This is a genomic window from Rossellomorea marisflavi (genome assembly GCF_009806575.1).
In the GTDB taxonomy this organism is placed as follows: Bacteria; Bacillota; Bacilli; order Bacillales; family Bacillaceae_B; genus Rossellomorea; species Rossellomorea marisflavi_A.
Genome location: NZ_CP047095.1, coordinates 1,739,765 through 1,765,410, shown reverse-complemented (window position 1 = coordinate 1,765,410; position 25,646 = coordinate 1,739,765). Strand labels below are relative to the sequence as shown.

Below are 25,646 nucleotides of genomic sequence, written 5' to 3'. Positions count from 1 at the left end.
CCTTCGCTTTTTTTCTTCATTTATTCCTGCGATTTTTTGCATCCAGAAGCCGTTTCATACGATCAGGGTCCTGATGCGCTTGCGATTTCTTCGATTTGGCCGGAGATTCCGGTTCATTTTGTGCCGCGGGTACAGGTTTCTCCCGTTCTGAATAAGTGGAATTCAGATCTGTTACAGGCCTTGCTCTCGTCGTACCAGGAACATTATTCTCAGGAACCTTCCTTCCCATTTTTTCGCCGAACGTGGCGAGGGCAGCAGGCAAACCGAATCGTCTGATCCCGATCTCCGTAAAGAATAGCAGAAATGCTATGAGAATGAGGAACGTCTTTATGGATTGCTCATTATGCGGTCGATGGTTCAATGCCCTGAATGCGTCTACACCGGATTCGTACGTTTTCCCTCCGGTAGCCTTCACGATGGCTTCAACTGTCCTGACTGATCCCCCCTCATAGGAGTATTCCTCTGAATATGGAACGCCAAAGCCGGTTTCATACGCTTGATCCCCTGCCTGGTCCCCGATGCTCATGCTGTAAACCCCAGGTGATAGCTTTTCATCGAACTCCACTTCATGTACGCCCGGTGAAAGGATCCTTGAAGCGGCTTCTATTTGCTTCCCATCTTCAGCCAACACAGACACGGTCAGCGGCATCGTCCCGCTGTCTGGTGAAGTGAGGAGCAGCTTCGTCTTCTCCCCGCTCCCATCCACCTCGATTGTATAAGGGCTGGATTGGATACTCGGGAACGAGCGAGTCACCAATTGATTGATGAACTCAGGCCAGCCCTTCCATGATGCGAAATCACCTGCCCACTGCCCGTTCGTATCTGAAGTGAAAGCAAAGGTATTTCCCAGCCCATACCTCCACGTGGCAAGGATAGGGTCTTTCTTGTCGCTCGCCAATTCCACCTGCGCAGAATCTTTAGGACTGGTGGCGATGTAGGCATTCATTCGAGGCATACCACCCTCGAACAGCTTTTGCCATTTAGTTGATTGGATGGCAGGGAAGAATGGCTGATCCTCAATATAAGTCCGAGTCGTGATCACCGTCTCCCTGGTGAGGATGCTTGGTATGACCGATGCATCGACCACATCGTAGAATCGGCCGTTCCCCATCTGTGAGAGATCCTCCAAGAGATACCTGTCTGCATCTGAACCGATGGCCACAGTGGAAAGGGTGACCCCCTTTGATAACCCGTCTTCGATCAGGGAATCATAATCGCCCCCTGCCGCCGACTGCCCATCTGTCAGGAGGATGATATGCTTCCTCTTCAGTGGCTTGTCTTGCAGACTCAAATACGCCTCTTCAAGGGATGGATAGATGTTCGTCCCCCCACCCGGTGAAATGGTCCGTATTTTCTCATCTGCTTTTTTCCGGTCCTTGATCGGTTCGGTGGGGACGATTTCCCACGGCCTGTCATCGAATGCGATGACACCCAGCGTGTCTTTTTCCCTCAAGAGGGAAACAGTCCTTGCGGCAGCTTCCTTCGCAAGGGAGAGCTTCTGTCCATCCATGCTTCCTGAGCGGTCGATGACGAGGACCAGTCCCAGTGAAGGAAGTTCTTTTTTTCCCTTGACCTCCATGTCAACGGGCAAAAGCTTTTCAATCGGTGTCTTGAAGTAACCACCCAGCGCAAAGCTTTTGTCCCCTCCAAACATGATGAATCCCCGGCCGAATTCCTTCACAGCCTGCTCCATCAGGTTCATCTTCTCTTCGGGTATATCCGTTGCTGCGACATTATCAAACAGGATCGTTTGATAATCCAGATAAGAGCTCAGTTTGTCAGGCAGCTGCGAGGACTGAAGGGCTTCGACCCTGAATCCTGCAGATTTCAACTGTTCCTTCAACTTACTCTTCCTACCGTCACCTTGAACGAGGAGGACAAGGGGATCCCCTTCGGCCCTCGCAATGGAACTCAGCTGATTGTTCTCCGGCCGCGCATCCGTCTCTGAATAGATTTCTGCTCCATAGACGAGCATGCCCGTCTGGTCGACAGTATGGTGGAACTCGAATTCATTTTTGCCTTCTTGGACCTTCACCTGCTTCCTTGCAATTTTAGTACCGTTAAGGTCAAGCTGCAGGTCGACGGTTGTCCTTGTGGTGCTGTGGAGTGTGACATTCACAGTCGCCTCCTCCCCCTTATATTGGACGGCAGGGGAGTTTACGGCGGTCACGGCGATGTCTTCTTTGTCATTGGAAGAACGCTTTACCCAATCCACTTCGATCCCATCTTCCTTCAACTTGGGAATGATGTCCTCACCTGCTCCAAGGGTCTCGATTCCATCGCTGTAGAGGACGATTCTTCCCCCATTTGATGAGCCCAATAGATTCGAGGCGTACTCCATCCCGTTCTGGATATTTGTTTCGTCCTCTCCAACCTCCCCAGAGAACTCGGGGACTTCACTGCCCGAGGAAGACAGGCTTTTTTCAAGTCCTGCGTTTTTGGCGAATGAAACGATTCCGTAGGCATCGGATTCCTTTTTCTTTTTCACCTGACCTTCGATGTCCCCCAAGATCTCGTCCCTGCTGTCGCTGATCGATGCAGATCCGTCAGCCAGGAATATAACATTCTTCCCTTTTTGGGGCAGGGTCAGATAGGGGTCCGTCAAGGCAGTGATCAACAGCAGAAACGTCAGGCACCTGATGATCATGATCAGCCGCTTCTCTTTGCTCAGCACTCCCTGCTTGACGAACAGAAAGAGGACGGCAATGACAGGGAGGACCAGGATTAACCATAATGGTTCATGAACGGCGATTCCCACGTCTATACACCTCCCACTCTATGAATAAGAAAAGTACGGCCAGAGCCAGGAACCAGGAACTGATGGAAGAAGGGACGCTTCCCTTCTCCACTCCTTCCCCTTTAACTATGAACGATTCCCCTTTTCCAATCACCTTTTCCCTTTCATCAATGCTGACGGAAAAATATTTCACATCTTGACCACGTAAAGCCTGGTAGTTTCCCGGTTTGGTCGGTGCAGTGAAGGTGGTACCCTCTTTCCATTCACCGATATAATCCTGGTTCATACTGTAGAGGTCCCACGTGCCATCTGTCTGGATGGTCCGTTTTTCACCCGGCAGGAAGTTGCCGATCACCTGCTGATTATCCCCCAAGTAATGGTAGACATTGTATAAGAAGATCGGAAATCCGGGAGATAGAGGAAAATCTGAATCTTTCAGCCGAAAATTCATCAGCACCATTTTTTTGCCACCGATCTCCCCCGCTTGCATGAGGGGAACCTTGTCTTGCTCGGCTATGGTCGAAAGCCCAGAGATGTCGTGATCCGTTGCTTTATCCACGAAGATTTTTTCCACATCGGCATAGCGAAGCAAAGGATGATCCTTCTTTGAAGAGACCGTCCCCCCTATCTTTTTTCCCTCTTCCTTTTCATCAGGGATGATAAAAACCGGCAATTCTGTTCGTTCCGCATCCTTCCGTGAGGCGATTAATATTCCGTTATCGTCGAGTGTGGATGCTTCTTCCACTGATTTAACATCCATTCCCAACGCCTGAAAGCCTTTGATGATAAACGGATTGATGTCTCCCAACGCATATACATCAGGAGAAGAACTCATATTCAATGCCGTCATGACATTATCTTCCTGGAAATCGTCATCAACACGGATTTCTGCCATATATGACTCTTCCACCTGAAGGCCTGAGAGGGGGATGACGGTGTCTTCTCCCTTTTGGATGGTCACAGGTTCCTCGTGGATGACTTTTGATCCCCCATGGATGATCAGTGTCCCCTCCCGGTCCTCGCCACCTTGGTTTGCAATCGTTACAACACCGTCCATTTGTTTCCCGTTCTCTTTAATTCCGAAGCTTTTCATGCTAATGTTGCCTGGATTCTCGATCATGGTGTGAACCATGACCGTGGCATCCGTGTGAAGGTCTTTGAACATGCTTTTTGTAACAGAATCACTGAACAGATGGATTTCTTCTGTTCCTGCAAGGGCAAGTGCCATTTGAATGGCCTTCTGCATGTCCTCATGGTCATTGGTCATTTCCAAATCGTTCAATGCTTTCAAGGACGTCCGCTTATTTGCATCTTCGGATATCTTTGTTGTAATGTTCTTTCCCACGGCAAGGATGGTCACCGGTCCCCGCGAGCCCTTGATCACGCCCTCTGCTTCCTTCTTGGCAAGATCGAAATGGGTGATATCCCCCTTCTTCGCCTTCATGGAAGTGGATGTATCCATCAGGATGACGGTATGACCCGTCGTCCCTGAATAGTCGGACAGATAAGGGTTCATCAGAGTGATGATGAGGAAGGTAAGGATCAGGAGCTGCAGAAACAGCAGGAGATTCCGCTGAAGTTTATGGAACCAGGGAGATGATTGCCACTCGTCCATCGCCTGATTCCATAACAGGTTCGATGATACGACTTTGGTTTCATAGCGCTTCCTGAAGAAGTACATGAGGACAACTGCGATCAGAAACAGCCCCATCAAGGCATAGAATGGATATTGAATGCCCATGCCCTCACCTCACCATCCCGGACATCTTCAGATCCTTCAGCACCATTTCATTGACCGGCTGGGAAGATATGAGGGTCCTATATGTAAATCCATAGCGCTTACATTCCCGTTCGATTGCCTGGTTGTGTAATTGAAGGGATCCGAGATAGCGATCGATAACCGAATTCTGAAAGGATACATCGATCTCTTCCCCTTTTTCACTATCCTTCAGCTTCCAGTCACCCGTATAGGGTGGGGAAACCTCGTGTTCATGGAGGATTTGGATGAAAAACACCTTTTCCTTCCTTGAGGAAAGCCACTTCAATGCTTCGGTTATCTCCTTCATCGGTTCAAGCGCATCCGTGATCAACACCGTGACGGAACTCTTCGACCGCTGTCTCCCTTTCAGGGAGCTCATAAACGGCGTTCGACTGCCATTATCGTCTGAAGTGTCCTGTACATTTTCCATGGAGTGCAGGATCGCCTTTGCATCCCTCATACCCTTCTTCTTCATTGGGGCTGCCTCAGCCCCCACCAGATGAAGGCTCAGACGGTCATCGGAGCTCAGGATCATATAAGCAAGTGATGCCGCAAGTTCCGTAGCCTTCTCCCACTTCACGGGTTCGGTTTTCATTGATTTCGTACAATCCAGGTATAAGCTGATTGAAACCTCCCGCTCATCAAGATACCGCTTCACATACACTTTTTCGGTTCTTGCATAGACGTTCCAATCAATCTGCCTCACATCGTCACCGAGCTCATACATCTGATAATCCGAGAATTCCAGAGAACTCCCGTGCCGTGTCGACTTCCTTGCCCCTTTATGCTGAGCAGTGGAAACTCTGTCAGGATTTAATCGATGCCTTTTAAGCTGCGACAGGAATTGAGGGCTTAACATTGACTTCAAGAGCCCGTTCCCCTGTTGATGAGGTCCATGAGGATTTCATCTTCTTTCACATTCGTCGCCTCCGCCTCGAAGTTCAATAGAATCCGGTGTCTGAGAACCGGGAGGGCCGTCTGTTTAATATCCCCGATGGAGACGTGATACCTTCCGTTGACCAACGCACGCGCCTTCGCCATCATGATGAGATTTTGAAGCCCCCGCGGGCCGCTTCCATATTCGATATATTGCTTGACGAGCTCTGATGCAGACTCACGGTCGGGGTGTGTCGATTCCACAATGAAAATAGCAAAGTCCAATACTTCATCACTGACCATGATTTCTTTCACAAGCCTTTGTACACCCAGCAGTTCCGCACGGTCCATGATTGGTTGCAAACTGATCTGTTCAGTTCCCGTGGTACGACGGATGATTTCTTTCAACTCCTCTTTCTTTGGATGGGGAACCAGTAATTTGCACATGAAGCGGTCCATCTGCGCTTCAGGTAGGGGATAGGTTCCTTCGAGGTCAATGGGATTCTGTGTGGCGAGAACGAAAAATGGCTTTTCAAGCTTCATCGTCTCTCCTACTACCGTCACCGTCTGCTCAGCCATGGCTTCAAGAAGGGCACTCTGTGTCTTTGGTGTTGAACGGTTGATTTCATCCGCAAGCACCAGGTGATGAAAGAGCGGACCTTTATGGAAGGTGAATGGTTCATCCCTGTCATGGCTCATCACCATGGTCCCCGTAATGTCTGTCGGCATCAAATCAGGTGTGAATTGAACCCGTGAAAAACTCAGCTCCATGACGTCCGATAAGGAGCGAACGAGCATGGTCTTCCCAAGGCCCGGCAACCCTTCGAGGAGGGCATGCCCCCTGCCAGGATCGTCAATAAAAGCGTGTCGATAATATCCTTCTGGCCGACGATATAACGGCCGATTTCTTCCTTTACCTGTTCAATTTTTGCAATGGCTTGTTTGTAAGCCATTTCTTTATCTGCTACGTCCACCCTGTTCACTCTCCCGGATCAATTTCACTAAAATAAGATTCCACGACCGATTCCAAGTCTTTAGGGATCGTCTGCCGGTCTTCACCTTTTCGGTAGGAAGAATAGTAGTCTTGGTACACTTCTTCGTAAGACCGTACAGAGCCCCTTTCGACGGGTCCATCAGAAGAGAACCGTTCCCCCTGCCTTCCCTTGTTAAGCTTGCCTGAATCGACCTCTGTGTTGGTCTTGCCTTCCATTCGTTCAGGTATGGTCAGAAGCTCCCTTGATCCCTGACTGAATCCTGCACCACTGCCAGAGCCAGAACCACTGCCTCTACCGTTTCCATTGCCGGTACCCTTGCCACTGCCATTTGCTCCTCCACCCCCATTACCGCTACCGTTTCCATTGCCCGTTCCACTGCCCTTACCGGCAGCTGTCGAGCCACTTCCCGATGGCTGATTTTTTTGTTCCTGCTCCGACCCCGGATCAGGTTGGCTGCCATCCGTCGGTGGTGGAGGATCATCTGAAGTGGCCAGCTCCATGCTATCAAGGTCCTTGGCTTCAAGGGCTGCTGCGAGGTCACCAGCTTCCTTGGATAAAGCCTCATTCCATTTTGCGTATGAATGAGAAGCCTTCTCCGCCCCCTCTGCTGCCTTCAAGGCGTCTGACAAAGTCTTTTCAGGATCATTTCCGAGTTGCTTTTTGAGCCGTTCAAGCTGCTCATCACTCAACGCTTTCATTTCTTTTTCAAGTGCTTTCTGATCGAATTTTTTTAATGCATCCGCTACTCCGTCCGCTTTCATTTGTTCGGCGATCTTTTTGATTCGTTCGAGCTCACGCAAAGAAAGCTCTGCTTTTTGTTTTTTGAGATTGTTTTCTTTTACTTTTTTCATAATGGCTTTTTGCCGCTCCATCGGATCCTTCTCTTGTTTGATCTCCTGGATCTCTTTCGCCAATTCTTTTTTCTTTACAGAGTTCTTTTTAGCTTCCTTTTCAAGACGCTTATCCGATTCCATCGTGACTTCACTCTTTTTTTTCAGTTCGGCTGCTGTTTCAAAGGATGCGTGTCCCTGAGTCAGGACCAGGGCAGATCCCCCATAGAGAAGAAGGGCAGCAATGGCCAATCGGGTATGAAACCTCCAGTATCGGCGACCGTGGACCCTCTCTTCATGTCTGTTCATGGCACGCAGGGCATCCCGGAGGACAAGCGGGAGCAACGGATGGCTGCCATCCAGCTCCCCCTTGCCGTGCTGATGGTGTTTTCCCCTGCTGCCTCATCATAGATCCTTACGCTTTGTTCGATTGTCGCCCTCTTCCTGTAGAGATGAATCGCCATGCCAATGATTAGCAACACCCACATGCCCGCCAGGTAACGCTGCCAGAAGGGGAACGGCCGAATCCATACAGCCGCTGTCATGAGCAGGGCCAGGATACCGGAGCCGAATACGATTCTTTGCAATTGTTCGATGAGCTGTGCATATCGCAGCTTCTTCCTCAGTCGGTACAGGTATCGAAGGAATTGACCTTTTCCTTCCATCGTGTTACCCCCTTGCCCGGGTTTTCATACGAGGGCGTAATTTCCAAATGCTTCCGAATAATGCCAGGATGGCCAGAATGCTGTACGTGATGATAAACGAAATCCATAAGGGGAATGATATGCCCGTCAAGGAAAGGATCTCTTCCATCATCCTCGGTTCGAAATGACCATACAGTACGATCCCTGGATTGAACATAGCCATAAAGTAAGCGATCGGGTTGGTCGACGGCGTACCGTTGCTCGAAACGCCTGAAAGCGCCATGGTAAGGGCAAACAGGAATAGCGATCCTCCTACAAGGACCAGGACGCTTCCGTACGCTGTTACCATGGATACGATCGTTTTCCGGATGATTGTGGAGAAAAAGATCCCGATCGATCCGAATACGAATACAAGGAACAGGCTGTAGCCGAAAATCATGAGCACATCCGTCGGTGCAACCCCTCCGAATAAGAACACAAAACTGTAGATCGGAAGACTCGAAAGAATGAGCAGTAACAGGTAGGAAACCGATGACACCAATTTACTCAGGATGATGCTTGTGGAGCTTTGTTCAGTCGTAAGAAGCATGCTCAGTGTCTGTTTCTCCCTTTCTCCCGATATGAGTCCCCCGGTAAGACCAGGGGTGATGAATAAAACCAGGATGATTTGCAGGAAGGATAGGATCATGAACATCGTCCTGCTTTCGTTCGGACGGAAGTACCCATTCATGGACATCCTGCTCTGGAAGTAGATGAAACCGATCACGACAATACTGATGGCCATGAGGTAGCACAGGATCCCAATGAATGATTTGAATGAACGGAACCGAAGCTTGAACTCCTTATTCAGCATCGGGTTTATGAACAATTGTCTCATGATGGCTTCACCCCCTTCGTAATTTCCATGAAGACATCCTCAAGATCCGTTTCCGCCTCCTTGAAGGTGACGACGGCAATTCCGTTCAATATTGCCAAACGGAGCAGCTCAGCCTGCTGCACTTCGGATCCTTTGTAGAGGAATTTGATTGTCTTCAGCTCTTCGTTCATTTCAAGACTTGACAGATTCGGATCATCTTCGAAGAAAGAGGCAGCCGACTCGAGCATCCCCCTCACCTTTACCTCGATGATCTTTTCTGCCTCCAGCTGCTGCTGGATATCGGCAACGGAACCATGTGCCACAAGCTTTCCATTATCGATGACTCCGATTTCATCACACATCTCGGCCAGTTCAGGAAGAATATGGGAAGAAATGAGGATGGTCTTGCCCATCTTCTTCAATTCTCTTAAGATCTCACGCATCTCGATCCTTGCCCGCGGGTCCAGGCCAGAAGCCGGTTCATCCAGGATCAGGACTTCTGGATCATGGATCAGGCAGCGGGCAAGACAAAGCCTCTGCTTCATCCCGCGGGACAATTCATCCACATAGGAATCCTTCTTATGGGAAAGATTCACCAATTCCAGTAGTTGCGGAATGAGGGCAGCCCTCTCTTCAGCCGGAATCTTATAGCTCGCTCCGTAAAAGTCGAGATATTCCTCTGCTTTTAATTGATCGTATACCCCGAAGAAATCCGGCATATATCCGATTTGGCGCCTGACCATTTTCGGTTCCTCACATACATCATATCCATTTACTTTCGCCCTGCCCGACGTCGGTGCAAGGAGGGTTGCCAAAATGGAAAATGTCGTGGATTTCCCGGCTCCGTTCTGACCGACGAAACCGAAGACCGTTCCTTTTCCGATACTCAGGGTGAGTCCGTCCAGCGCTTGAAAGGAGCCGTATGATTTTGATAGATTCGTAAGTTCGATCATTGCTTTGCTTCTCCTTTCAGTACGATTTTCGGAAGTTGCGTATAGCTGTTCCCCTGGGTGGATTTCACAAATTTAATGACCATCTCCCCATCTTCATTCAGATAATCCGTCAAACGATCTTTGACTTCGAACGTATTGCTTGACTGTTCTTCAAGTTTCTTTTCCTTTCCATCGGAAGGGGCGATCATGGAGAACTCAAGCGGCGTTTCCGGATACTGCCTGATGCTCAATGAATTCAGGGAAATGTCGGATTCCTGCATTTGTTCTGGCAGCTTAAGGATCATTTCATACGTACCGTCTTCAAGTTCCATTTCCCCGGATCCATTCATTGAGTAGTTATCGATGACCTTCCCGTCAATCGGTTTGACCTCGACGTCTAGCTGCTCATTCTTCAGTGAAAACGGCCCATTGAAGTCTCCCATGGATGGGATGGATTGATAGACAAGGGAGAGATTATCTTTCTTCGGCTTTCGATCCTTCATGGTCACATCTACGATCCCATCCTTTGTGTATCCGAAAATGACAGGACGATTGCCTGACGCTTCTTCTTCCATCAGGTAGGAGGACACTTGTTCAAGGGATTGTTTTCTCTGATCGTCCAGACCCTGCTGACCTGTAAAGGAAGGTGGAATGGAATTATTGCTGACCGGACTTGAGAGATAATCGACCGAGACCTTTTTATCCACCTCGAGCGACTGACCCGCTTTCACGCCTCCAAGGGAGTACGTGCGTGTACCCGACCACAAATACACTTCTTCAAAATCATAGGGGAAGTCATTGCCGATGCTTCCTGTCAGCGTCTTATCCTTCAGTGATAGTTGAGGGGAAAATGAACCTGCATCACTTTTGTAGGCATCCCCCATAACCGTCCTGGTAGACCAGTACTCTACATCTCTCAGTGTCGTATCCGTCGTATTCCTGGTCACTTCATCCAGAGAGTACTTGTATTGATCAAATTCAGGTGCGTTCATGCTGTTGTTGGCGTACAGTTCGAGATCATGCCCTGCGCTGAGGGTGTAGTCACCGCTTGAATTAGAGAAGAACGTGAAAGCTGAAATTCCTTGAACGGCACCTTTTCCGTCCGCTTCTAGGATACTCATCTGATTCATGTGCGGCTTTGTCACACGATCCTTTGCCCCTGTCAGGAAGATCCCGATGGAAAGGAGGATAGAGACCGTGGGGATGATCCACCACGACTGCTCCCGTTTATCGAACTTCCGAAGCAGGAAGTAGAGGACCGGGATGACCAGGATCAGATAGACGGCGACTACGAGGATGAGGGTGCTGACCTTGAACTGATTAGAAGGGAACAATTCATTGACCATACCCATCTCATAGTAGAATCCCTGCGCTCTCCCCCCCATGTTATAGGAATTGTTGCTGTATTTTGTTTTTGAATAAAATTCATTGATCCACGGAGTGAAGCCCGCCCAGTCGTTCAGCTGGGAATCACTGAGTAAGAAAGATGCCTGCCATACTTCTCCTCGACCGATGGACTTTTTTGCAAGTATCGGGTTTTCTTTCTCACCGATCACCGCTTCACTCTCAGGGGTCAACTCACCTTCGATGGCGGATAACGTCTTGACATTCACCTTGAGATTCTTCTGGGTTTCCAGGAAGGACAAATCGGAAAGTGTCTGTTCACCATCCACTTTGAGGGGAGCGATATCAGCCAGAGGACCAAGGGTCTTCTGGACATTCACGTCACTTCCGATCAGAACCGTGCCCCCTTTATCCACCCAACGATGGAGGGCGTCCAGTTGTTTCTTTGAAAATAACGATAGATCAAATCCATCAATCACGATGAAGTCGAACATTTGAAGACCCGTGGCATCACCCGGGAAATTCTTTTCTGAGAGATTCAGTGCCTCCACTTTGTTGCCATAGACCTGACTGGCTTTCAGCGATTTCAATCGGTCGGCGTCTTTACTCAATAAACCGATGGAAGCATAGTCCATATAAATAAAGTTTGGATTCAGGCGCTTATCACCGGTGAACTTGACTTCCTTGCCGGATTTCCAGTCTCCTTTAAATAAATGGATGGTTTCCTTCGAAGTGTTGCCTCTCAAAGGATCTCCAAAGCCTGGAATGGTTAAGGAGAACGTGCGTGTTTCACCAGGCGGGAGATCAATGGACAACACCCTGCCCCCGCCTGATTCGAAGGACTGTGCGTAATCAAACACGATATCTCCCTTAAAGTGCTCGGCTCCATTCTGAACGGTCACGGTGATCGGGAATCCCCTCTCTTCCTTGACCTTTCCGTCTATTCCTTCTTCCACTGTGATCTTGATTCCTTCAGCTGCAGATGACGTGTTTGCAAACATCGGGAACAAACATAAACATAATAGAATTAGTGCAATCGATTTGGTCACATTCTTCATGACCCATTCCCCCTCTCTTTCTCTCTATATGGTTTAGACGTAAGGGCACACAAAAAGTTTCTCCTCTTTCTATTATTATCTGAAATATTTCCCATAACGCCGATCCTGCCATGAAGGATCTGACCACAAACAAAAACCGGACTCTCCAGTCCGGTTTTTGTGTTTCCATTATAGGGATTGTGCAAATCTCAGCAAATACCCATCGGGATCTTGCACAAGGAACTCCCGCTGCCGGAAACGTACAGAACCGGCAGGATAGTCGGAGACGAATGGTTCCCTGAATAATGCAATTCCCTCCTTGTTCAATCTTCTGAGGATCGGCTCGATTGAATCCACCATGATCTGAAGGTTCATCCCCCTTCCGAACGGTGGAATCAACTCACCCGTCTCCCAATGTCCGTTCACTTCCTCAAGCATGAGCGATGCCTTTCCCATCGACAAGTAAACAAACCCTTCATCAGGGCGTTCATACACTATATGAAAGCCGAGCAGTTCCGTATAAAAAGTTGTAGACAAGGAGGCATCCCGAACAGAAAGTTCAGGCACGAGGGCGGGTCCTTCCACACTTTTCAATGCGAAGATTTCGCCAATAAGACCTGATTTCATAGCTGCCCTATATAGCTGGTCATGAGGTCGATGGCATGATCAATCGCTTTTTCATCAGGATCGAGCTTCGAATGATGAAGACCATATGGAGATGAAACACCAAGCCAGAACATGAAGCCTGGGATTTCCTTCAGCATATAACCGAAATCTTCTCCCGTCATCGCCTCTCTACAAATGATGGCATTTGTTTTACCGCTATCGTCGATATAGTCGAGGAACGCCTGCGTGTTCGCGGGGTCATTATACACCTGATGATACATGCTCCCGTAATCGACCTCGATGGAACAATCGTATGTCGTTTCAATCCCTTTGATAAGAGCCTCAAGCTTTTCCTTGACCTTTAACATGGAAGCTTCAGAGAGGGTCCTGATCGTACCTTCGAGACGGGCATTTTCCGCGATGATATTCTGTACGGTTCCAGCCTCCATCTTACCGATCGTGATGACGGCGCTGTCCAACGGGTCGACATTCCGTGAGACGATCCCTTGCATCTGCGTCACAAAGGCAGATGCCGCCACGATCATGTCTTTTGTTTGATGGGGATAGGCAGCGTGCCCTCCCTTGCCATTAAAGGTCAGGAATAGCTCGGACGTATTGGCGAATAGAAGTCCCGGCTTCAGTGCAATGGACCCCACCTCATACTCTGGTGCAATATGGAGAGCAAAGACCACATCCGGCATCCACTCTTTCATCTCGGCACTGCGGAGCATCGGTTCCGCTCCCCCCGGACCTTCTTCTGCAGGTTGGAAAATGAAGAGGAGATCGTCTTTTATGGGGTGATGAACAAAATGGGTAAGGATGCCCAGTCCGATGGCCATATGGAAGTCATGTCCGCATGCGTGCATCCGACCTTCATGACGGGACGGGAAGGGAAGACCCGTTTGTTCTGTGATCGGCAACCCATCGATATCTGCCCGGTACCCGATCGTCCTAGCCGGCTCCGTACCGTGGACCTTGACAAATAAGCCTGTCTTCCACTGCTTGATTTCATACCTATCCCCTGGGAGGGATGAAATATAATCCAATAGGTACTTCTGAGTTTTGAATTCCTGGAATCCAAGCTCCGGGATCTGATGAAGATCGCGTCTGATCATTTTAAAATCCACTTGTGACATACTATTCCCTCCTTACAAGAAAGAACAGACGAAAATCGTCCGTTCTTTTGAATCAGAGCTGTCTGAGCTCTTGTTTAATTTCTGTTTTTGATTTTGTTTTGGCATCGATATCTTTCAGCTTCTTCGCTGGTGAACCTGCCACTACCGTATAAGGTTCCACATCTTTCACTACGATGGCACCTGCAGCGACAACAGCGCCTTTTCCTACCGTCACTCCTTCAAGGACAACGGCATTCGCCCCGATCACGACATCATCTTCGATGACAACAGGCTTCGCGGATGGCGGCTCGATCACTCCTGCAAGGACGGCCCCAGCTCCGATATGGCAGTTCTTTCCTACCGTTGCACGTCCACCCAGGACAACATTCATGTCGATCATCGTACCTTCACCGATGACAGATCCGATATTGATCACGGCTCCCATCATGATGACCGCATTGTCACCGATCTCGACTTGATCACGGATGAACGCTCCCGGTTCAATCCGGGCCTTGATCCCTTTCATATCAAGCAGTGGGATTGCAGAATTGCGGCGATCATTTTCCACCACGTAGTCCTCTATGTATTCTTTGTGTTCCTCAAGTACCCCGGCAAGCTCACTCCATTCGCCGAATACTACCCCGCTGTCACCATTAAGGAAGGTCTGTGAAGATTTCCCGAAGTCAATCCCCTCGAGTTTCCCTTTCACATATACCTTTACAGGCGTGGACTTGGTACTATTTTGAATGAACGAAATAATCTCATTGGCATCCATCATTTTCAACTTAATCCCTCCATTGTAAGCAGTAAATTCAGAGTTCTTGAATTACTTTATCATGATAAAGAACGTAACACAACCCGTACCTACCGGTTTTCGATGAGAAAATCGTCTACCACTTCAAGAAACGCCCCCACTTGACGAAGCTGGAAGGCCGACTCATAACCGAGGAGCCACGTATCACGATGAATGAAACCACCCATTTCATCCTTCAAAGGGATTTTAAAAATGTCCTGCTCCATTCCCGTCAAGGTGATGGCCGGAAGAATGGCGTAGCCGATCCCGTTCAGTGTCATCTGCTTGCATGTTTCAATCTGATCGACGACGATGGTCCGTTTCGGCGTGGTCTGAAAATGCTTCAGCCACCATTCTTGGATCTCCTGAAAGTAATTGGAATCGCTTTTGAACTGAATGAAAGGTCGATCCGTCTTCATGACGTCTTCGATGGACTGGATTTCCCGGTCGACCAGGAATAGAGGATCCTCGAAGAGATGATGCTTTTTCCCTTTCCAATCGGGTGTACCCCTGATGATTCCGATATGGACTTCGTTATCATAGATGGCCTTCAGGATCTCACTGCTCCAGCCTGTGATCAGTGAGATCTTCGCATGAGGATACGTTTCCACAAAACGCTTAAGTACTTTTGGAAGCCAGTTCTGCCCCACAATCGAAGCACAGGCGATTTTCAGGGTACCATGCACCTCGGATTCCAGCGCATGAATCTTTTCCCGAACAGATTCCTCCTTTTGAAGTACATCTTCTGCAAGCTTGACGATCAACTCGCCCGCCGGTGTCAAGGAGAGGCCCTTCTGTGAACGAAGAAAAATCTTGGTGCCCCAGTCCTTCTCCATATTCTGAAGCCTCTGAGAAAGGGCAGGCTGGGAGACGAATAACCTCTCCGCGGCCTTCCTCATATTCATCTCATGGGCTAAAACCTGGAGCAGCTGAAATTCAGAAAAAGCCATTTTCTCACCACATTCATAAGTTTTTCTTATATTATAACGCATTTTTGATTCATTTACATAATACACATACGAAGTTGGACATAAAGAAAAGACCGGGGAATCCCGGTCTTTGAATCATCATCCTGAATGAATCATTTGATATATATGTTTTTTTAGCTCCTTGAGCACTACTCGGCGCGTCATGATGCCTTCAAAGTGCCCTTCACTGGAAACGACACATAAAAACGGCTGATCGATCAGCAGATTGAAGGCTTCCTTGAACGTGGAGTCGATGGAAATCGTGGAAAGATCCGTAGACATGACATTCTCGACTTTCCTTTCTTCAAGCTTTTCAAATTCGAAGCGCTCCAACCCAAGGATATGATCGGTAATCAATCTGGAGCTGATGAGGCCATGAAGGCGGAAAGAAGGATCCAGGACAGGAATGGATGAATAGCCGCTCCTGGTCAACAATAGAAGTGCGTGCTCAAGTGAATTGCCGACTTGGACGTGTGCCACCTTCTCAGACGGAATGATGTACTCTTTTATACTTGTCTCAAGTAACTCTTTACTGCTTAAAGAAATCATGTACAACCCCTCAATTTTTTAAAAATGCATTCCTTACCATTTTAACATACTGGAAGAAAAATGTATGAATCAAGTGTAAGCCTTTTCTAAATTATATTTTTTCTTATATATACGGAAGGTGGGGAAAAGGATGAATTGGCAATCGGTTAAAAGAGGAATGGCTAATTGTATAATAGAAAGAGCGGAATGAGGATATGAAAAAAGATAACCCGTCAGGTTACCTTTCCAACATGTTTAGTCTTGAACTGCTTCTTGCAGGAGTTCAAAAATCTCGATAGCTGTAATGTCTATATTATCGAAGGGATATGTGCTCCCATTCTCTTTCATTACTTCGATTTCAAAGGTATCCTGCTTTGGAAGGTATCGTACCTCACAGATTTTTTTCCCATTGTATTCAAAGTATCGTTGTTGTGTTTCTCCTTGTTCCCCTTGTTCTTGCAGAGACTTTAGTCTTTGTATAATTCCAAGAAGCTGAGACATATCAGGTCTCTCCTTTCCTGTTCTAATTCTTTGTCATAGCTTTTGCATTGTAACAGATTCTATCCTGCAAAATCTAATGATACGCCCTGTTCGACGATCAGTTTTTCTCACGGATGTCCAAAAGGTCTCTCTAAGTTAACCACTAATCCGCAGCATATTCAATAAATAATTTTATCCACCACGAAAGGCCTCTCATTTTACACGAGGACCGGGCTTCTTGTAAAATGGGTTCACACTATCCAAAAGGAGAATGATTCGAGTGAAGACCGTCACTTTATATACTCAACCTGAATGCCCACCATGCGAAATCGTGAAACGATATCTAAAAGAGCAGGAAATCCCCTACATAGAGGTGAATGTCAAAGAGCAGCCAAACGCCCGGTCCTATATGGTGAACGTGTTGAAGAGCTATTCAACTCCGACCGTTACCGTGGATGATCAAGTGATAAAAGGATTTCAAATGGAAGAATTGGCTCAAGCCCTGGACCTCTCCTAACAAGATCCGGCGACAGTATGATCATCCCTTTGCCCCTCCAACAATTTGATAAAACACTGAAAAAGACCCATGAGATCATGGGTCTTTGCCTTTAATTCCCCTTCAGTCCTGAAGGAAGTTCATAAGAGATGCCGGAGACCTTCCACTTCCAGTCTTCCACGGTGAGCTCGACTACCTCTTCACCTTTAATCGTGGAAACAGGTCCTTCTTCATCGCCTGATCGTTCTTCCCATATGTACCAATGCCCATCCGCAAATCCAGCCTTTGTTTCTTTATCAAATTCATAAAACGGAATGTAGTAGGAAGCAAAATCCGATCCGAATGCACTATACCCATTTCCTTCTTTATACAGATTCTCTTCCATGAATCCCTTCACCTGTTCATCGGTGAAGTACTCCGACAGCATCGTTTCTATATCAGCCTTTTCCCTTGGCTTTTCACTTAAAGAACGTTGAACCTCAAACGCATCTTCCACGAGGGCAACAGCCTGTTTGCCGTCTAATTGATCAACAGTCGTTCCGATTGCCGTCGCCTGAGTGCCGACGGTCAAACTCAACCCAAGGACAAGCGTCAGGATCAACCAGTATTTTTTCACCATTTGCCATTCCTCCTTGTATATCACAGTACTTTTACTCCATTGTCTGACAATTGCTTATTTCTTCTTTTCCCGATCCCCCCACCCCTCAAACATAGAAAAGCGGAGGCGGGTCGCCCTGAGGCGACAAGCATAAGACGGGAAACCCGGAAAGGCGTCCTGTGCCTTTTTGGATTTCCCGGCTTATGACCTCGAGCCTCAACCCGCCGGAGCTGGACATATAGAAAAGCGCAGGCGGGTTGAGGCTATGCCCATTTTGCATTAGCAAAAAACCCACCGTAAGGCGTCCTGTGCCTTCGTGATGGGTTTCAACACCGGTCACCGATAAAACGATACTCAACCGTAAAAAAGAATGATCTGGTACACAATAAAAGCCGTGATAAGAACCGTGGCGACTGCAATCGCCACAAAAACCGGGTTCAAAAGGTATGGATGTGCCTTCACAGACTCAGGGACATCGGCATCAAATCCGTTCTCCTTACCGGATTTCGCCTGGCCCGTCACTTTGAACGTATAGTAAAGGGCATAACCAGCCAGCCCCACACATAAAAAAGACAAGACCCAAACATAAACGCTCACCCAAAACCCTCCTTTCATCGTTCTTTCCCATAACTTCCCCAGAAAAAAGATCCGGTATACCAAGAAAAGCGCAGGCGGGTCGCTCTGAGGCGACAAGCATAAGACGGGAAACCCGGAAAGGCGCCCTGTGCCTTTTTGGGTTTCCTGACTTATGACCTCGAGCCTCAACCCGCCGGAGCTGGACATATAGAAAAGCGCAGGCGGGTCGCCCTGAGGCGACAAGCATAAGACGGGAAACCCGGAAAGGCGTCCTGTGCCTTTTGGGGTTTCTCGGCTTATGACCTCGAGCCTCAACCCGCCTGAGCTGGACATATAGAAAAGCGCAGGCGGGTTGCCATGAGGCGAGATGAGAAAGACGCTTTTTTATGCCTCCTTGAGCACAGACACCTCTCCTGACCCGACAAATTATTGGTTAAAGAATTAATCCCTTACCTGTTGTTCACCCCTTCAATACACAAAAAAGCTCCCGGCCAATGCCAGGGAGCTTCATACTTATACCTACGTTGTACATCAGTAAAGCAAACTGTCTTCTTCAAAAAGGAACTCGTACGATAAGTCCATGAATAGATAAAGCTCATTACCGAGGGGAAAGGAAAACGTCCTGATGGACTCACCCGAGTCGATATCGGAATACATATCTGAGAGTAGTCCTTTTTTGTCCATCCTCATCCGGATGATGTTCTCGAGAAAGTAAGGGCGCCAGCTCCAGTTTTTACCGATATAGGCAGGGTCTGTAGCCCACGTACCGTGTCCCTTCACGATGTTGCTGCTTACTTGGAATCCTTCTTCATTGCAAATGTAAAGTCGAAAGGCCTTATCCGAGAAATAGGTTGCCAGTTCCAGGAGGATCCCGTCGAAATCACCGTCCTCTTTCTTTATCCGTAGCAGTTCACTGCCCGTTTCTTTATGTAGAAGATCGGCGAGGTCGTACCCTGCATTCAGGTGTTTCGTTTCGTATCGGATAAAATCTCCGTACTTTTGTTTCAGTTTCGACTTAAGGATGTCCTGATCAAGGAACGTGCTGGACTCCTTATGGAGGTAATCCCCTTGATAGAATCGACCCCCGCTCAGCCAGGCGAATTGCAGCTGATAGTTGATCTCGATCCCCTCATACAACAGGGATGCCCCAATTTTCCGTGCAAGGACCGATAAGCTGTATAAAATATCTTTATACACTTTGTTGCCTGCATCGTTTCTTAACTGATAGAGGTTGACACGGAGGATATCCGGTGAAAAGAAAGATAGTTTTTCCAGTTGCCCGCCGTTTTCAGCTATATTATTCATGGAGATCTTGATCCCATAGGTTTTGTAGTAGACGAGCAAATGAACCAACTGTTCAAAATCACCCGTATAGGCATACTCGGATAATCCAAGGACGATCCTGTCAAGAGAGAAACCGCGCTCTTCATATTGTTGAAGGAGCTGCAGGAATGATTCGCCGTGATCAAGCATCAGGAGGCGTGCATCGCGGTGAAGAAAAACGAGTCCCTCCTCTTTTTCCTCCAGGAACCGCTGGAGTGCAGAGGAAGTGATATGATCAGCGATTTCCACCTTATATTCATCCGGGATCTCATTGTCTTCGAAGAAGGAGGTGAGACCGACTGTAGTCCCGTCCGCCTCCTCAAACCTTCCCCAGACTTCATAACCGGCGATACGATGACCGTCAGCGCTGAAAACCGGCTTAAAATATGGGATGATTTGCTCTTTGTTGGATAATACGTCCATTGCGTCCATCTCTATCTCCCCCAAAACAATCAATGTATGTATGCATAATTATAACACAGCATTCATTATGATTTGTATTCATTCCCCTCGTCAAATTTGACATCACCCTTCGTTAAACCGGTTCATCAGGCAGGGGCGTTTCCAGTGCAGTCACAACCGCAAATATCCCGGGGATTACCTCCCCGGGTGCATACTGCCTTTTCAATCATCCTTGATTAAAACGGGAACGGGTTCAGCCACTGGCCCCCATCCATGGTCACGCATTCTCCATTGATATAGGCTGCCTGCTCCGAAGAAAGGAAATAAGCGAGCCCGGCAATTTCTTCCGGTGTCCCCAGCCTTTTGAGGGGGACGCTGTTCAGCGTCCGTTTCGCTGCTTCTTCCGACTCCCAGAGCTTGTCTGCCCCGCCTGTTCGTTCGATCGGACCAGGGGCAATGGCGTTGGTCCTGATGCCATACTTATGTCCCCACTCGACGGCCAGCGTCCTGGTCAATGACAATACTCCTGCCTTGGCGGAAGCGGAATGGGCTACCCCGGCTCCGGCTCCCCATGCGTACGTCGCGACAATATTGATGATGGACCCTTTTTTCCCTTCCACTATCCAGTAATTCCCGACGGCATGGGAGCAAAGGAAGGTACCATTCAAGACGATATCGATCACCGACTTCCAGCCATTGGCCGACAATTTCTCGACCGGGCATATGAAGTTTCCTGCGGCATTGTTGATCAAGACGTCCACCTGACCGAAAGAATCCAGGCAGTGGGCAAGCATAGCTTTGACATGTTCCTCCTCCCTCACATCCATCTGGAAGATCTCCACGGTTCCCTTCAAATTTGAAAATTCCTCTCGGACGGCTTCCAGGCGCTCTTTGTTTCTCCCCGTTATCAGGACGTCAGCCCCCTCTTCAAGAAACTTTTTCGCCATGTATTTCCCCATACCGTTTGATCCACCCGTTACAATTACGACCTGTTTTTCCCCCATCTTAATTTCCCCTTCCGTTTATGAATGAATACTCACTCATAATAGTATCATATCGACATCTTCCTTTGCATTCACTTTCAGATTTTTCATTCAATATGAGGCAAAATAAAAAAGGCTGACGCGTCAGCCTTGATCATATATCCTGATTATTGACGATGGCTTCATGGACCTGTGCCAACGCCTTGATTATGGTTTTATTCCTCTTATAACCCTTCACTTCGAACGTGATGTCATGATAAGTTGCAATCACCCGGCCTAGAGATCGAGGAGCTTTAAAGCCGAATACGTATAGCTTTATCGTTCCTTTTTCGGTAGGGAGAAAGAGAACTTCCATTTCTTTTGTCTTTTTCATCGTCCCTCTCCTTTTCAACAAACAGCCTTTATCTGATTGGGGAATGTTCCCTTCCACTAACATAAGACATCAGAAGGCTTCTGTCAAACGCATTGATCTGCGCCCATTCTATATCAGACATGCTCCCAAGGCATACAGGGTACATACACTGAAAGGAGTAGAGAGGAGGTTTTCCCCATGTATCAAACCTATGCCCCTTACAGAAGCTATCCTTATTATCGAGAATATCAAGGTGATCAGCGCTTCTTTCCTTTTTTCGGACTTCCATTTTTAGCAGGAGGGCTCGCAGGGCTTGCCATCAGTCCGTTATTATTCAATCGGCCGTGTTATGGGCCAGGTCCTTGCTATCCCCCTCCGTATCCAGGACCAGGGTACGGACCTTATCCTTATCCACAGGGTCCCGTTCCTTATGGGAACAATATTCAGTCCTCCCCTTATAATTTCACGGAAAACATCAATATTTACCCTCAACGATGATGCCTATCCCCGGGAGTCAATTCCCCGGGGAGCTTTTTAGAAGGGGACGGGCTATATGCACTACCCCCTTTCCAATCTAAGGAAAATAAGCTATAATAGGGGGGAAATCAATTCTGAAAGGAGATCATCATTTGAACCCATCAAGCAGACAAGCCCCTTCTCCCACATCAACTTTAACCCTCTCCCAGGCCATCTTTACCGTGAACCGTCATGCGAAGACAGCCGGCAACCCAAAGTACCTTTACTCACTGAAAAAACGAGCACTGCTGAAAATGATTAAAGAAGGCAAAGCCAAAAAAGTCGGGTTGCACTTTTCCAACAATCCACGTTTCAGCCAGCAGCAGTCTGATGTCCTGGTCACGTGCGGGGACTATACCTTCCATATCCCGCCTACGAAGGAAGACTTCAAGGAACTCCCGCATCTCGGTTCCCTTGATTCCACGCTCAGGAACCCGCGATGCAAGATGGGACTTCAGCAGGCCAAAAGCATCCTGGAACACTATACGGGAATGACGGATCAGTCATCTGGCGGAGATCGGCGTACCTGCTATCAAAAGCCTGTATTCAAAAAGCTGGGGGACAGCTTCTTTTAATCCCTACAGATTTTAGTGCACTGACGCAAATACTTTGTAAAGGGGATCAGCAGCTGCTGATCCCCTTTACATTTTCCTTTATAAAATATGTTTGTCGATGGTTTTGATGAGTTCTGAAATCTCAGGCTTGCTGATTTGATCCTCCGCCCCCACCATATGCCCTTTATGTTTAAGGTCATTCGTGATGAGAGAAGAAAAGATGATTACCGGCAATCCCTTCAGCCTTTGATCGCTTTTGATCCTCCTCGTGAGATGATGTCCATCCATCTGAGGCATCTCGATATCCGTGATGACCAATTGAACCTGTTCTGTCACATTCCCGCCCTGGTCTGCAAGGGATTCAAGATAGGCAAGGGCATCCGCTCCGTTTTCAAAAAACTCCACTTGACCGTATCCCCCTTCGCTCAATGTGTCATGAAGGAGCTTCCTCAATAGCGGAGAATCTTCTGCAGCAACAATCTGCTTGTCGCTGCGTTCACGGTGACCAAGCTTCTTCACTTCTTCCACCCTGATTCCCGTCTGTGGATTGATTTCAAGAAGGATGCTCTCAAAATCGAGGAGAAGGATCATATCCTCCGTCCTCTTGATGACTCCAATGATCGACGACTGATCTCCACCTTGGTACAATGACGTCGGCTTCTCGATATCATTCCAGGAAATCCGGTGAATCTGAGTCACGTTATGCACATGGAAGACCACTTTCTGCTGATTGAATTCGGCCACAATGTATTTTGCCTCAGGAGGTGGCTCTCCGATTTTCCCGAGGACCCTGGACAGGTTGATAAGGGGAAGGACCTCTCCCCTTAGCTGGATGAGACCCTCCACATGAGGATGGGAATGCGGTACCGGAATGACGGCCGTTGGAAGGATGATCTCCTTCACCTTGATGACATTGATACCGAATTTTCTTTTGTCCAGTTCGAATTCTATGATTTCAAGTTCATTCGTCCCGCTTTCGAGAAGAATCGAATGTTGATCGTTGATCATGTTCGTCAGTCCAATCTGTTTCAGAATAAGATAATCTCTTTCCTTATATCGAACCATTTGCGAAAAACTTTAGTATCATCTCTTGCCTCATACATTAAAGAACACTGCGCACACTATGTATCAAGGAGGTGATCGAATGAATCATGAGGGTAAGCACAGTGACATTACCGCACATATCGAGCCTTTCCAGGGTCCAGCCCCACTTGTATCCTTAGGGAAGAATGCAGAAGGGGTGGATGATCCGGATCACTTTTCCTTTGTTGAAACCGGAAAAACAGAAGACAGAGATGCTACCAAATAAAAAGGCCGTCTGCATTGAAGCAGACAGCCTTTTCGTATTAAACTCCCCTTTTGTTCCCCCATACAAGCGTATGGAGTTGGGGTAGTACCCGTACATCATTCAATTCCTTTTGCTCACAAACTACATCGATCAATCTTTCGTAATCGAGAAGGAGGCTGGAAACGAGTCTTGGGGTGTCTTCCATCGACACATCGGGGTTACCGGTCTGGATATAGAACGGGACACCTTTATACCTTAGATGGATCCCCTTCGCATACTCAAGGTCCAGCTCATCGAATACTACGACCTTCAGGCTGAAGTTGGACCCATTTTCTACCAAGCGGGAGACAATGAGATCCAATCGATCATAATCCGTTTCCATCGTGGAGCTCGGCGGTTTTGGTGAGATGGTCAGATCATCGATATCATAAAACCAGTCCTGCCATCGGCTTCCCTGGGTTTCCAGGGCAGAGCCGATCCCATTGGCTTTCAGGATTGCCAGAAGATCACCGATCTGAGGCAATAGGGCTGGATTCCCCCCGGAAATGGTTACATGGGAGAAGCGGTCCCCACCGATTTCCTTCAGCTTGTCCCACACTTCATCTGCTGTCATCAATCTGATATCATCTTTGGCTGAACCGTCCCATGTAAAGGCGGAATCACACCATGCACAGCTGTAATCACAGCCGGCTGTTCGGACGAACATGGTCTTTTGGCCGATCACCATTCCTTCACCCTGGATGGTTGGGCCGAATACTTCAAGAACAGGGATCTTCCTCATGACCGTTCCCCTTTGGCCGATAAATGCAGTAGCTCGTCGGCGTTTCACGGAGAAATACCTGAAGGCATCGCGGCGCGTGGGTGAGCGTGTCGAGATGCTCCTGGATGATATCGTAGATCACCTTTGCCATCACTTCTGTCGTCGGGAATTTCAGATCTCCCTGAAACTTCTCGTCATCGTTGATGACCGTGTGATCAAAACGCTTATGGATCAGCTTTTTGATCTGCTGGAAATTGACAAGGAAACCTGTTTCATCAAGGGCGTCACCGGCAATCGTAATATTTGCGAAATACGTGTGGCCGTGCATTTCACTGCAGCTTCCTGCCGACTCGGCGGGAATATAGTGAGCGGCAGCAAAGTGCATATCTTTGTTCAGCTCATATTCATACGGATGACTCGGGACAGGATAAATCTGCTGGATCATTTGGAATACCCCCGGCTTTTGTCTCAAGATATTGATCAAGACCTCTTTGTCGGAGTTCGCAAGCCGGGCACTCCCCGCAGCCTGCCCCCTTGATGCCGTTATAGCATGTCAAGGTCTTCTCTTGTACATACTCGAAGGCGCCGAGCTGATCTGCAAGCTCCCATGTCTCGGCCTTGTCGATCCACATGAGCGGCGTGTGGATGACAAATTCGTCATCCATGGACAGGTTCAACGTCACGTTAAGGGATTTCACGAAAACATCGCGGCAATCCGGGTATCCACTGAAGTCTGTTTCACATACGCCCGTCACGATATGCTTTGCACCGATTTGCTTGGCAAGGACCCCTGCAAATGACAGAAACATCAGATTACGTCCCGGTACAAATGTGGACGGCAGCTCGCCATCCTTCTGCACGATGTCCTCATCCCGCGTCAGGGCACTCGGTGCCAGTTGATTCAAGAGGCTCATGTCGAGAACATGGTGAGGGATATCAAGCTCCTCCGCAATCTCCCTTGCACAATCAAGTTCAGCCACATGGCGCTGGCCGTAGTTGAATGTAACGGCCTCCACCTCTTTAAAATTCTTTTTCGCCCAGAACAGGCAGGTTGTGCTATCTTGACCGCCGCTGAACACGACGACTGCTTTATCATTTTTCATACTAGATTCTCCTCTCTTTTCTAACGGCAGATGCCCCGAAAAGAAGAAAAAAGATTCCTGTTCATGCTCTATAATTCCGGCTTCCTTCGCCTAAACAAAAAAACAACGACACCTAAGGATGCCGTTTTCCTTAGTTTTTTATAGAGGGTTGTGCTAGAACCTCTCGGGTACGCCCCAATTTTTCTTCTTTTATCC

27 protein-coding genes, 1 pseudogene and 1 riboswitch are annotated in these 25,646 nt (G+C 48.1%); of the genes and pseudogenes, 4 read left to right on the top strand and 24 right to left on the bottom strand.

Annotated elements, in window-relative coordinates; genetic code table 11:
- Nucleotides 1-16 precede the first annotated feature (16 nt).
- The 15 genes and pseudogenes from D5E69_RS09265 to D5E69_RS09195 form a co-directional block, all read right to left on the bottom strand.
- Nucleotides 17-2,758: a VWA domain-containing protein gene (locus tag D5E69_RS09265; protein ID WP_159129587.1), complete on the bottom strand. Its 2,742-nt coding sequence runs from the start codon at nucleotides 2,756-2,758 to the stop codon at nucleotides 17-19.
- On the bottom strand, nucleotides 2,739-4,478 hold the full coding sequence (locus D5E69_RS09260; RefSeq protein WP_159129586.1) for a vWA domain-containing protein: 1,740 nt from the start codon (nucleotides 4,476-4,478) through the stop codon (nucleotides 2,739-2,741). The genes D5E69_RS09265 and D5E69_RS09260 overlap by 20 nt, the downstream gene beginning before the upstream one ends.
- Before the next feature lie 4 nt (nucleotides 4,479-4,482).
- Nucleotides 4,483-5,355 carry a DUF58 domain-containing protein gene (locus D5E69_RS09255; protein ID WP_048015608.1) on the bottom strand — a complete coding sequence of 291 codons (873 nt, stop codon included), beginning with the start codon at nucleotides 5,353-5,355 and terminating at the stop codon, nucleotides 4,483-4,485.
- A gap of 5 nt (nucleotides 5,356-5,360) precedes the next feature.
- Nucleotides 5,361-6,325, bottom strand: a pseudogene (locus tag D5E69_RS09250) (AAA family ATPase).
- 26 nt (nucleotides 6,326-6,351) lie between these two features.
- Entirely contained in the window at nucleotides 6,352-7,506 is a 1,155-nt protein-coding gene (locus D5E69_RS09245) for a DUF8809 domain-containing protein (protein ID WP_159129585.1), read from the bottom strand.
- Nucleotides 7,503-7,862 (bottom strand): hypothetical protein, encoded by a 360-nt coding sequence (locus D5E69_RS09240; RefSeq protein ID WP_159129584.1) that lies wholly within the window; start codon nucleotides 7,860-7,862, stop codon nucleotides 7,503-7,505. The genes D5E69_RS09245 and D5E69_RS09240 overlap by 4 nt, the downstream gene beginning before the upstream one ends.
- Before the next feature lie 4 nt (nucleotides 7,863-7,866).
- Nucleotides 7,867-8,718 carry an ABC transporter permease gene (locus tag D5E69_RS09235; protein ID WP_159129583.1) on the bottom strand — a complete coding sequence of 284 codons (852 nt, stop codon included), beginning with the start codon at nucleotides 8,716-8,718 and terminating at the stop codon, nucleotides 7,867-7,869.
- Nucleotides 8,715-9,650, bottom strand: a complete 936-nt coding sequence (locus D5E69_RS09230) for an ABC transporter ATP-binding protein (RefSeq protein WP_159129582.1) — start codon at nucleotides 9,648-9,650, stop codon at nucleotides 8,715-8,717. Before D5E69_RS09230 ends, D5E69_RS09235 begins: the two co-directional genes overlap by 4 nt.
- Nucleotides 9,647-12,031, bottom strand: a complete 2,385-nt coding sequence (locus D5E69_RS09225; RefSeq protein WP_048004216.1) for a DUF8725 domain-containing protein — start codon at nucleotides 12,029-12,031, stop codon at nucleotides 9,647-9,649. Before D5E69_RS09225 ends, D5E69_RS09230 begins: the two co-directional genes overlap by 4 nt.
- Before the next feature lie 168 nt (nucleotides 12,032-12,199).
- A complete protein-coding gene (locus D5E69_RS09220) occupies nucleotides 12,200-12,595 on the bottom strand; it encodes a bleomycin resistance protein (protein ID WP_197082253.1) in 396 nt (131 codons plus the stop codon).
- Nucleotides 12,596-12,633: 38 nt separating this feature from the next.
- Nucleotides 12,634-13,752 carry an N-acetyldiaminopimelate deacetylase gene (locus D5E69_RS09215; protein ID WP_159129580.1) on the bottom strand — a complete coding sequence of 373 codons (1,119 nt, stop codon included), beginning with the start codon at nucleotides 13,750-13,752 and terminating at the stop codon, nucleotides 12,634-12,636.
- 52 nt (nucleotides 13,753-13,804) lie between these two features.
- Nucleotides 13,805-14,515, bottom strand: coding sequence for a 2,3,4,5-tetrahydropyridine-2,6-dicarboxylate N-acetyltransferase (dapD, locus tag D5E69_RS09210; protein WP_048004219.1), 711 nt, complete (start codon nucleotides 14,513-14,515; stop codon nucleotides 13,805-13,807).
- Nucleotides 14,516-14,595: 80 nt separating this feature from the next.
- Nucleotides 14,596-15,474 carry a transcriptional regulator CcpC gene (ccpC, locus tag D5E69_RS09205; RefSeq protein ID WP_048004220.1) on the bottom strand — a complete coding sequence of 293 codons (879 nt, stop codon included), beginning with the start codon at nucleotides 15,472-15,474 and terminating at the stop codon, nucleotides 14,596-14,598.
- Nucleotides 15,475-15,591: 117 nt separating this feature from the next.
- Nucleotides 15,592-16,041, bottom strand: a complete 450-nt coding sequence (gene cbpB, locus D5E69_RS09200) for a cyclic-di-AMP-binding protein CbpB (protein WP_048013018.1) — start codon at nucleotides 16,039-16,041, stop codon at nucleotides 15,592-15,594.
- 234 nt (nucleotides 16,042-16,275) lie between these two features.
- Nucleotides 16,276-16,521, bottom strand: a complete 246-nt coding sequence (locus D5E69_RS09195; RefSeq protein ID WP_048004222.1) for a YkuJ family protein — start codon at nucleotides 16,519-16,521, stop codon at nucleotides 16,276-16,278.
- A gap of 259 nt (nucleotides 16,522-16,780) precedes the next feature.
- Here D5E69_RS09195 and D5E69_RS09190 point away from each other — a divergent pair, with 259 nt between their 5' ends.
- Nucleotides 16,781-17,017 carry a glutaredoxin domain-containing protein gene (locus D5E69_RS09190; RefSeq protein WP_048004223.1) on the top strand — a complete coding sequence of 79 codons (237 nt, stop codon included), beginning with the start codon at nucleotides 16,781-16,783 and terminating at the stop codon, nucleotides 17,015-17,017.
- 91 nt (nucleotides 17,018-17,108) lie between these two features.
- Here D5E69_RS09190 and D5E69_RS09185 read toward each other — a convergent pair whose 3' ends face one another.
- The 5 genes from D5E69_RS09185 to D5E69_RS09165 form a co-directional block, all read right to left on the bottom strand.
- On the bottom strand, nucleotides 17,109-17,615 hold the full coding sequence (locus D5E69_RS09185) for a DUF3993 domain-containing protein (RefSeq protein ID WP_063191168.1): 507 nt from the start codon (nucleotides 17,613-17,615) through the stop codon (nucleotides 17,109-17,111).
- 333 nt (nucleotides 17,616-17,948) lie between these two features.
- The gene (locus tag D5E69_RS09180) at nucleotides 17,949-18,191 is read right to left on the bottom strand and encodes a hypothetical protein (protein ID WP_053072400.1); all 243 of its coding nucleotides are present in this window, start codon (nucleotides 18,189-18,191) and stop codon (nucleotides 17,949-17,951) included.
- Nucleotides 18,192-18,701: 510 nt separating this feature from the next.
- Nucleotides 18,702-19,925 (bottom strand): EAL domain-containing protein, encoded by a 1,224-nt coding sequence (locus D5E69_RS09175; RefSeq protein ID WP_159129579.1) that lies wholly within the window; start codon nucleotides 19,923-19,925, stop codon nucleotides 18,702-18,704.
- A 206-nt stretch (nucleotides 19,926-20,131) separates the two neighbouring features.
- Nucleotides 20,132-20,899 carry a 2,4-dienoyl-CoA reductase gene (fadH, locus tag D5E69_RS09170; protein ID WP_159129578.1) on the bottom strand — a complete coding sequence of 256 codons (768 nt, stop codon included), beginning with the start codon at nucleotides 20,897-20,899 and terminating at the stop codon, nucleotides 20,132-20,134.
- Between the two features lie 133 nt (nucleotides 20,900-21,032).
- The gene (locus D5E69_RS09165) at nucleotides 21,033-21,251 is read right to left on the bottom strand and encodes a hypothetical protein (RefSeq protein ID WP_048004227.1); all 219 of its coding nucleotides are present in this window, start codon (nucleotides 21,249-21,251) and stop codon (nucleotides 21,033-21,035) included.
- Between the two features lie 177 nt (nucleotides 21,252-21,428).
- Here D5E69_RS09165 and D5E69_RS23380 point away from each other — a divergent pair, with 177 nt between their 5' ends.
- Together D5E69_RS23380 and D5E69_RS09160 are read left to right on the top strand one after the other, a co-directional pair.
- Complete coding sequence (locus D5E69_RS23380) at nucleotides 21,429-21,728, top strand: hypothetical protein (protein ID WP_231578816.1); 300 nt, start codon at nucleotides 21,429-21,431, stop codon at nucleotides 21,726-21,728.
- A gap of 131 nt (nucleotides 21,729-21,859) precedes the next feature.
- Nucleotides 21,860-22,321 carry a YkyB family protein gene (locus tag D5E69_RS09160; RefSeq protein WP_048004228.1) on the top strand — a complete coding sequence of 154 codons (462 nt, stop codon included), beginning with the start codon at nucleotides 21,860-21,862 and terminating at the stop codon, nucleotides 22,319-22,321.
- Between the two features lie 78 nt (nucleotides 22,322-22,399).
- Here D5E69_RS09160 and D5E69_RS09155 read toward each other — a convergent pair whose 3' ends face one another.
- Nucleotides 22,400-23,305 carry a chemotaxis protein gene (locus D5E69_RS09155; RefSeq protein ID WP_048004537.1) on the bottom strand — a complete coding sequence of 302 codons (906 nt, stop codon included), beginning with the start codon at nucleotides 23,303-23,305 and terminating at the stop codon, nucleotides 22,400-22,402.
- A gap of 139 nt (nucleotides 23,306-23,444) precedes the next feature.
- On the opposite strand from D5E69_RS09155, the gene D5E69_RS09150 reads away from it, so the two are divergent.
- Entirely contained in the window at nucleotides 23,445-23,609 is a 165-nt protein-coding gene (locus D5E69_RS09150) for a hypothetical protein (RefSeq protein ID WP_156183360.1), read from the top strand.
- A 37-nt stretch (nucleotides 23,610-23,646) separates the two neighbouring features.
- Here D5E69_RS09150 and queE read toward each other — a convergent pair whose 3' ends face one another.
- The 3 genes from queE to queC are packed head-to-tail and all read right to left on the bottom strand — an operon-like array spanning nucleotide 23,647 to nucleotide 25,451.
- Complete coding sequence (gene queE / locus D5E69_RS09145) at nucleotides 23,647-24,369, bottom strand: 7-carboxy-7-deazaguanine synthase QueE (protein WP_048004229.1); 723 nt, start codon at nucleotides 24,367-24,369, stop codon at nucleotides 23,647-23,649.
- On the bottom strand, nucleotides 24,347-24,793 hold the full coding sequence (queD, locus tag D5E69_RS09140) for a 6-carboxytetrahydropterin synthase QueD (RefSeq protein WP_159129577.1): 447 nt from the start codon (nucleotides 24,791-24,793) through the stop codon (nucleotides 24,347-24,349). The genes queE and queD overlap by 23 nt, the downstream gene beginning before the upstream one ends.
- Nucleotides 24,753-25,451, bottom strand: coding sequence for a 7-cyano-7-deazaguanine synthase QueC (gene queC / locus D5E69_RS09135; protein ID WP_159129576.1), 699 nt, complete (start codon nucleotides 25,449-25,451; stop codon nucleotides 24,753-24,755). The genes queD and queC overlap by 41 nt, the downstream gene beginning before the upstream one ends.
- A gap of 124 nt (nucleotides 25,452-25,575) precedes the next feature.
- Nucleotides 25,576-25,620: riboswitch (PreQ1 riboswitch) on the bottom strand.
- Nucleotides 25,621-25,646: the final 26 nt, after the last annotated feature.

Coding starts and splice junctions, on each gene's coding strand:
- D5E69_RS09260 (WP_159129586.1), bottom strand. CDS start 4,478: ATGGGCATTCAATATCCATTCTATGCCTTGATGGGGCTGTTTCTGATC.
- D5E69_RS09255 (WP_048015608.1), bottom strand. CDS start 5,355: ATGTTAAGCCCTCAATTCCTGTCGCAGCTTAAAAGGCATCGATTAAAT.
- D5E69_RS09245 (WP_159129585.1), bottom strand. CDS start 7,506: ATGAACAGACATGAAGAGAGGGTCCACGGTCGCCGATACTGGAGGTTT.
- D5E69_RS09240 (WP_159129584.1), bottom strand. CDS start 7,862: ATGGAAGGAAAAGGTCAATTCCTTCGATACCTGTACCGACTGAGGAAG.
- D5E69_RS09235 (WP_159129583.1), bottom strand. CDS start 8,718: ATGAGACAATTGTTCATAAACCCGATGCTGAATAAGGAGTTCAAGCTT.
- D5E69_RS09230 (WP_159129582.1), bottom strand. CDS start 9,650: ATGATCGAACTTACGAATCTATCAAAATCATACGGCTCCTTTCAAGCG.
- D5E69_RS09225 (WP_048004216.1), bottom strand. CDS start 12,031: ATGAAGAATGTGACCAAATCGATTGCACTAATTCTATTATGTTTATGT.
- D5E69_RS09215 (WP_159129580.1), bottom strand. CDS start 13,752: ATGTCACAAGTGGATTTTAAAATGATCAGACGCGATCTTCATCAGATC.
- ccpC (WP_048004220.1), bottom strand. CDS start 15,474: ATGGCTTTTTCTGAATTTCAGCTGCTCCAGGTTTTAGCCCATGAGATG.
- cbpB (WP_048013018.1), bottom strand. CDS start 16,041: ATGATTTCTTTAAGCAGTAAAGAGTTACTTGAGACAAGTATAAAAGAG.
- D5E69_RS09195 (WP_048004222.1), bottom strand. CDS start 16,521: ATGTCTCAGCTTCTTGGAATTATACAAAGACTAAAGTCTCTGCAAGAA.
- D5E69_RS09185 (WP_063191168.1), bottom strand. CDS start 17,615: ATGGTGAAAAAATACTGGTTGATCCTGACGCTTGTCCTTGGGTTGAGT.
- D5E69_RS09175 (WP_159129579.1), bottom strand. CDS start 19,925: ATGGACGCAATGGACGTATTATCCAACAAAGAGCAAATCATCCCATAT.
- fadH (WP_159129578.1), bottom strand. CDS start 20,899: ATGGGGGAAAAACAGGTCGTAATTGTAACGGGTGGATCAAACGGTATG.
- D5E69_RS09165 (WP_048004227.1), bottom strand. CDS start 21,251: ATGAAAAAGACAAAAGAAATGGAAGTTCTCTTTCTCCCTACCGAAAAA.
- D5E69_RS23380 (WP_231578816.1), top strand. CDS start 21,429: ATGTATCAAACCTATGCCCCTTACAGAAGCTATCCTTATTATCGAGAA.
- D5E69_RS09150 (WP_156183360.1), top strand. CDS start 23,445: ATGAATCATGAGGGTAAGCACAGTGACATTACCGCACATATCGAGCCT.
- queE (WP_048004229.1), bottom strand. CDS start 24,369: ATGAGGAAGATCCCTGTTCTTGAAGTATTCGGCCCAACCATCCAGGGT.
- queD (WP_159129577.1), bottom strand. CDS start 24,793: ATGATCCAGCAGATTTATCCTGTCCCGAGTCATCCGTATGAATATGAG.
- queC (WP_159129576.1), bottom strand. CDS start 25,451: ATGAAAAATGATAAAGCAGTCGTCGTGTTCAGCGGCGGTCAAGATAGC.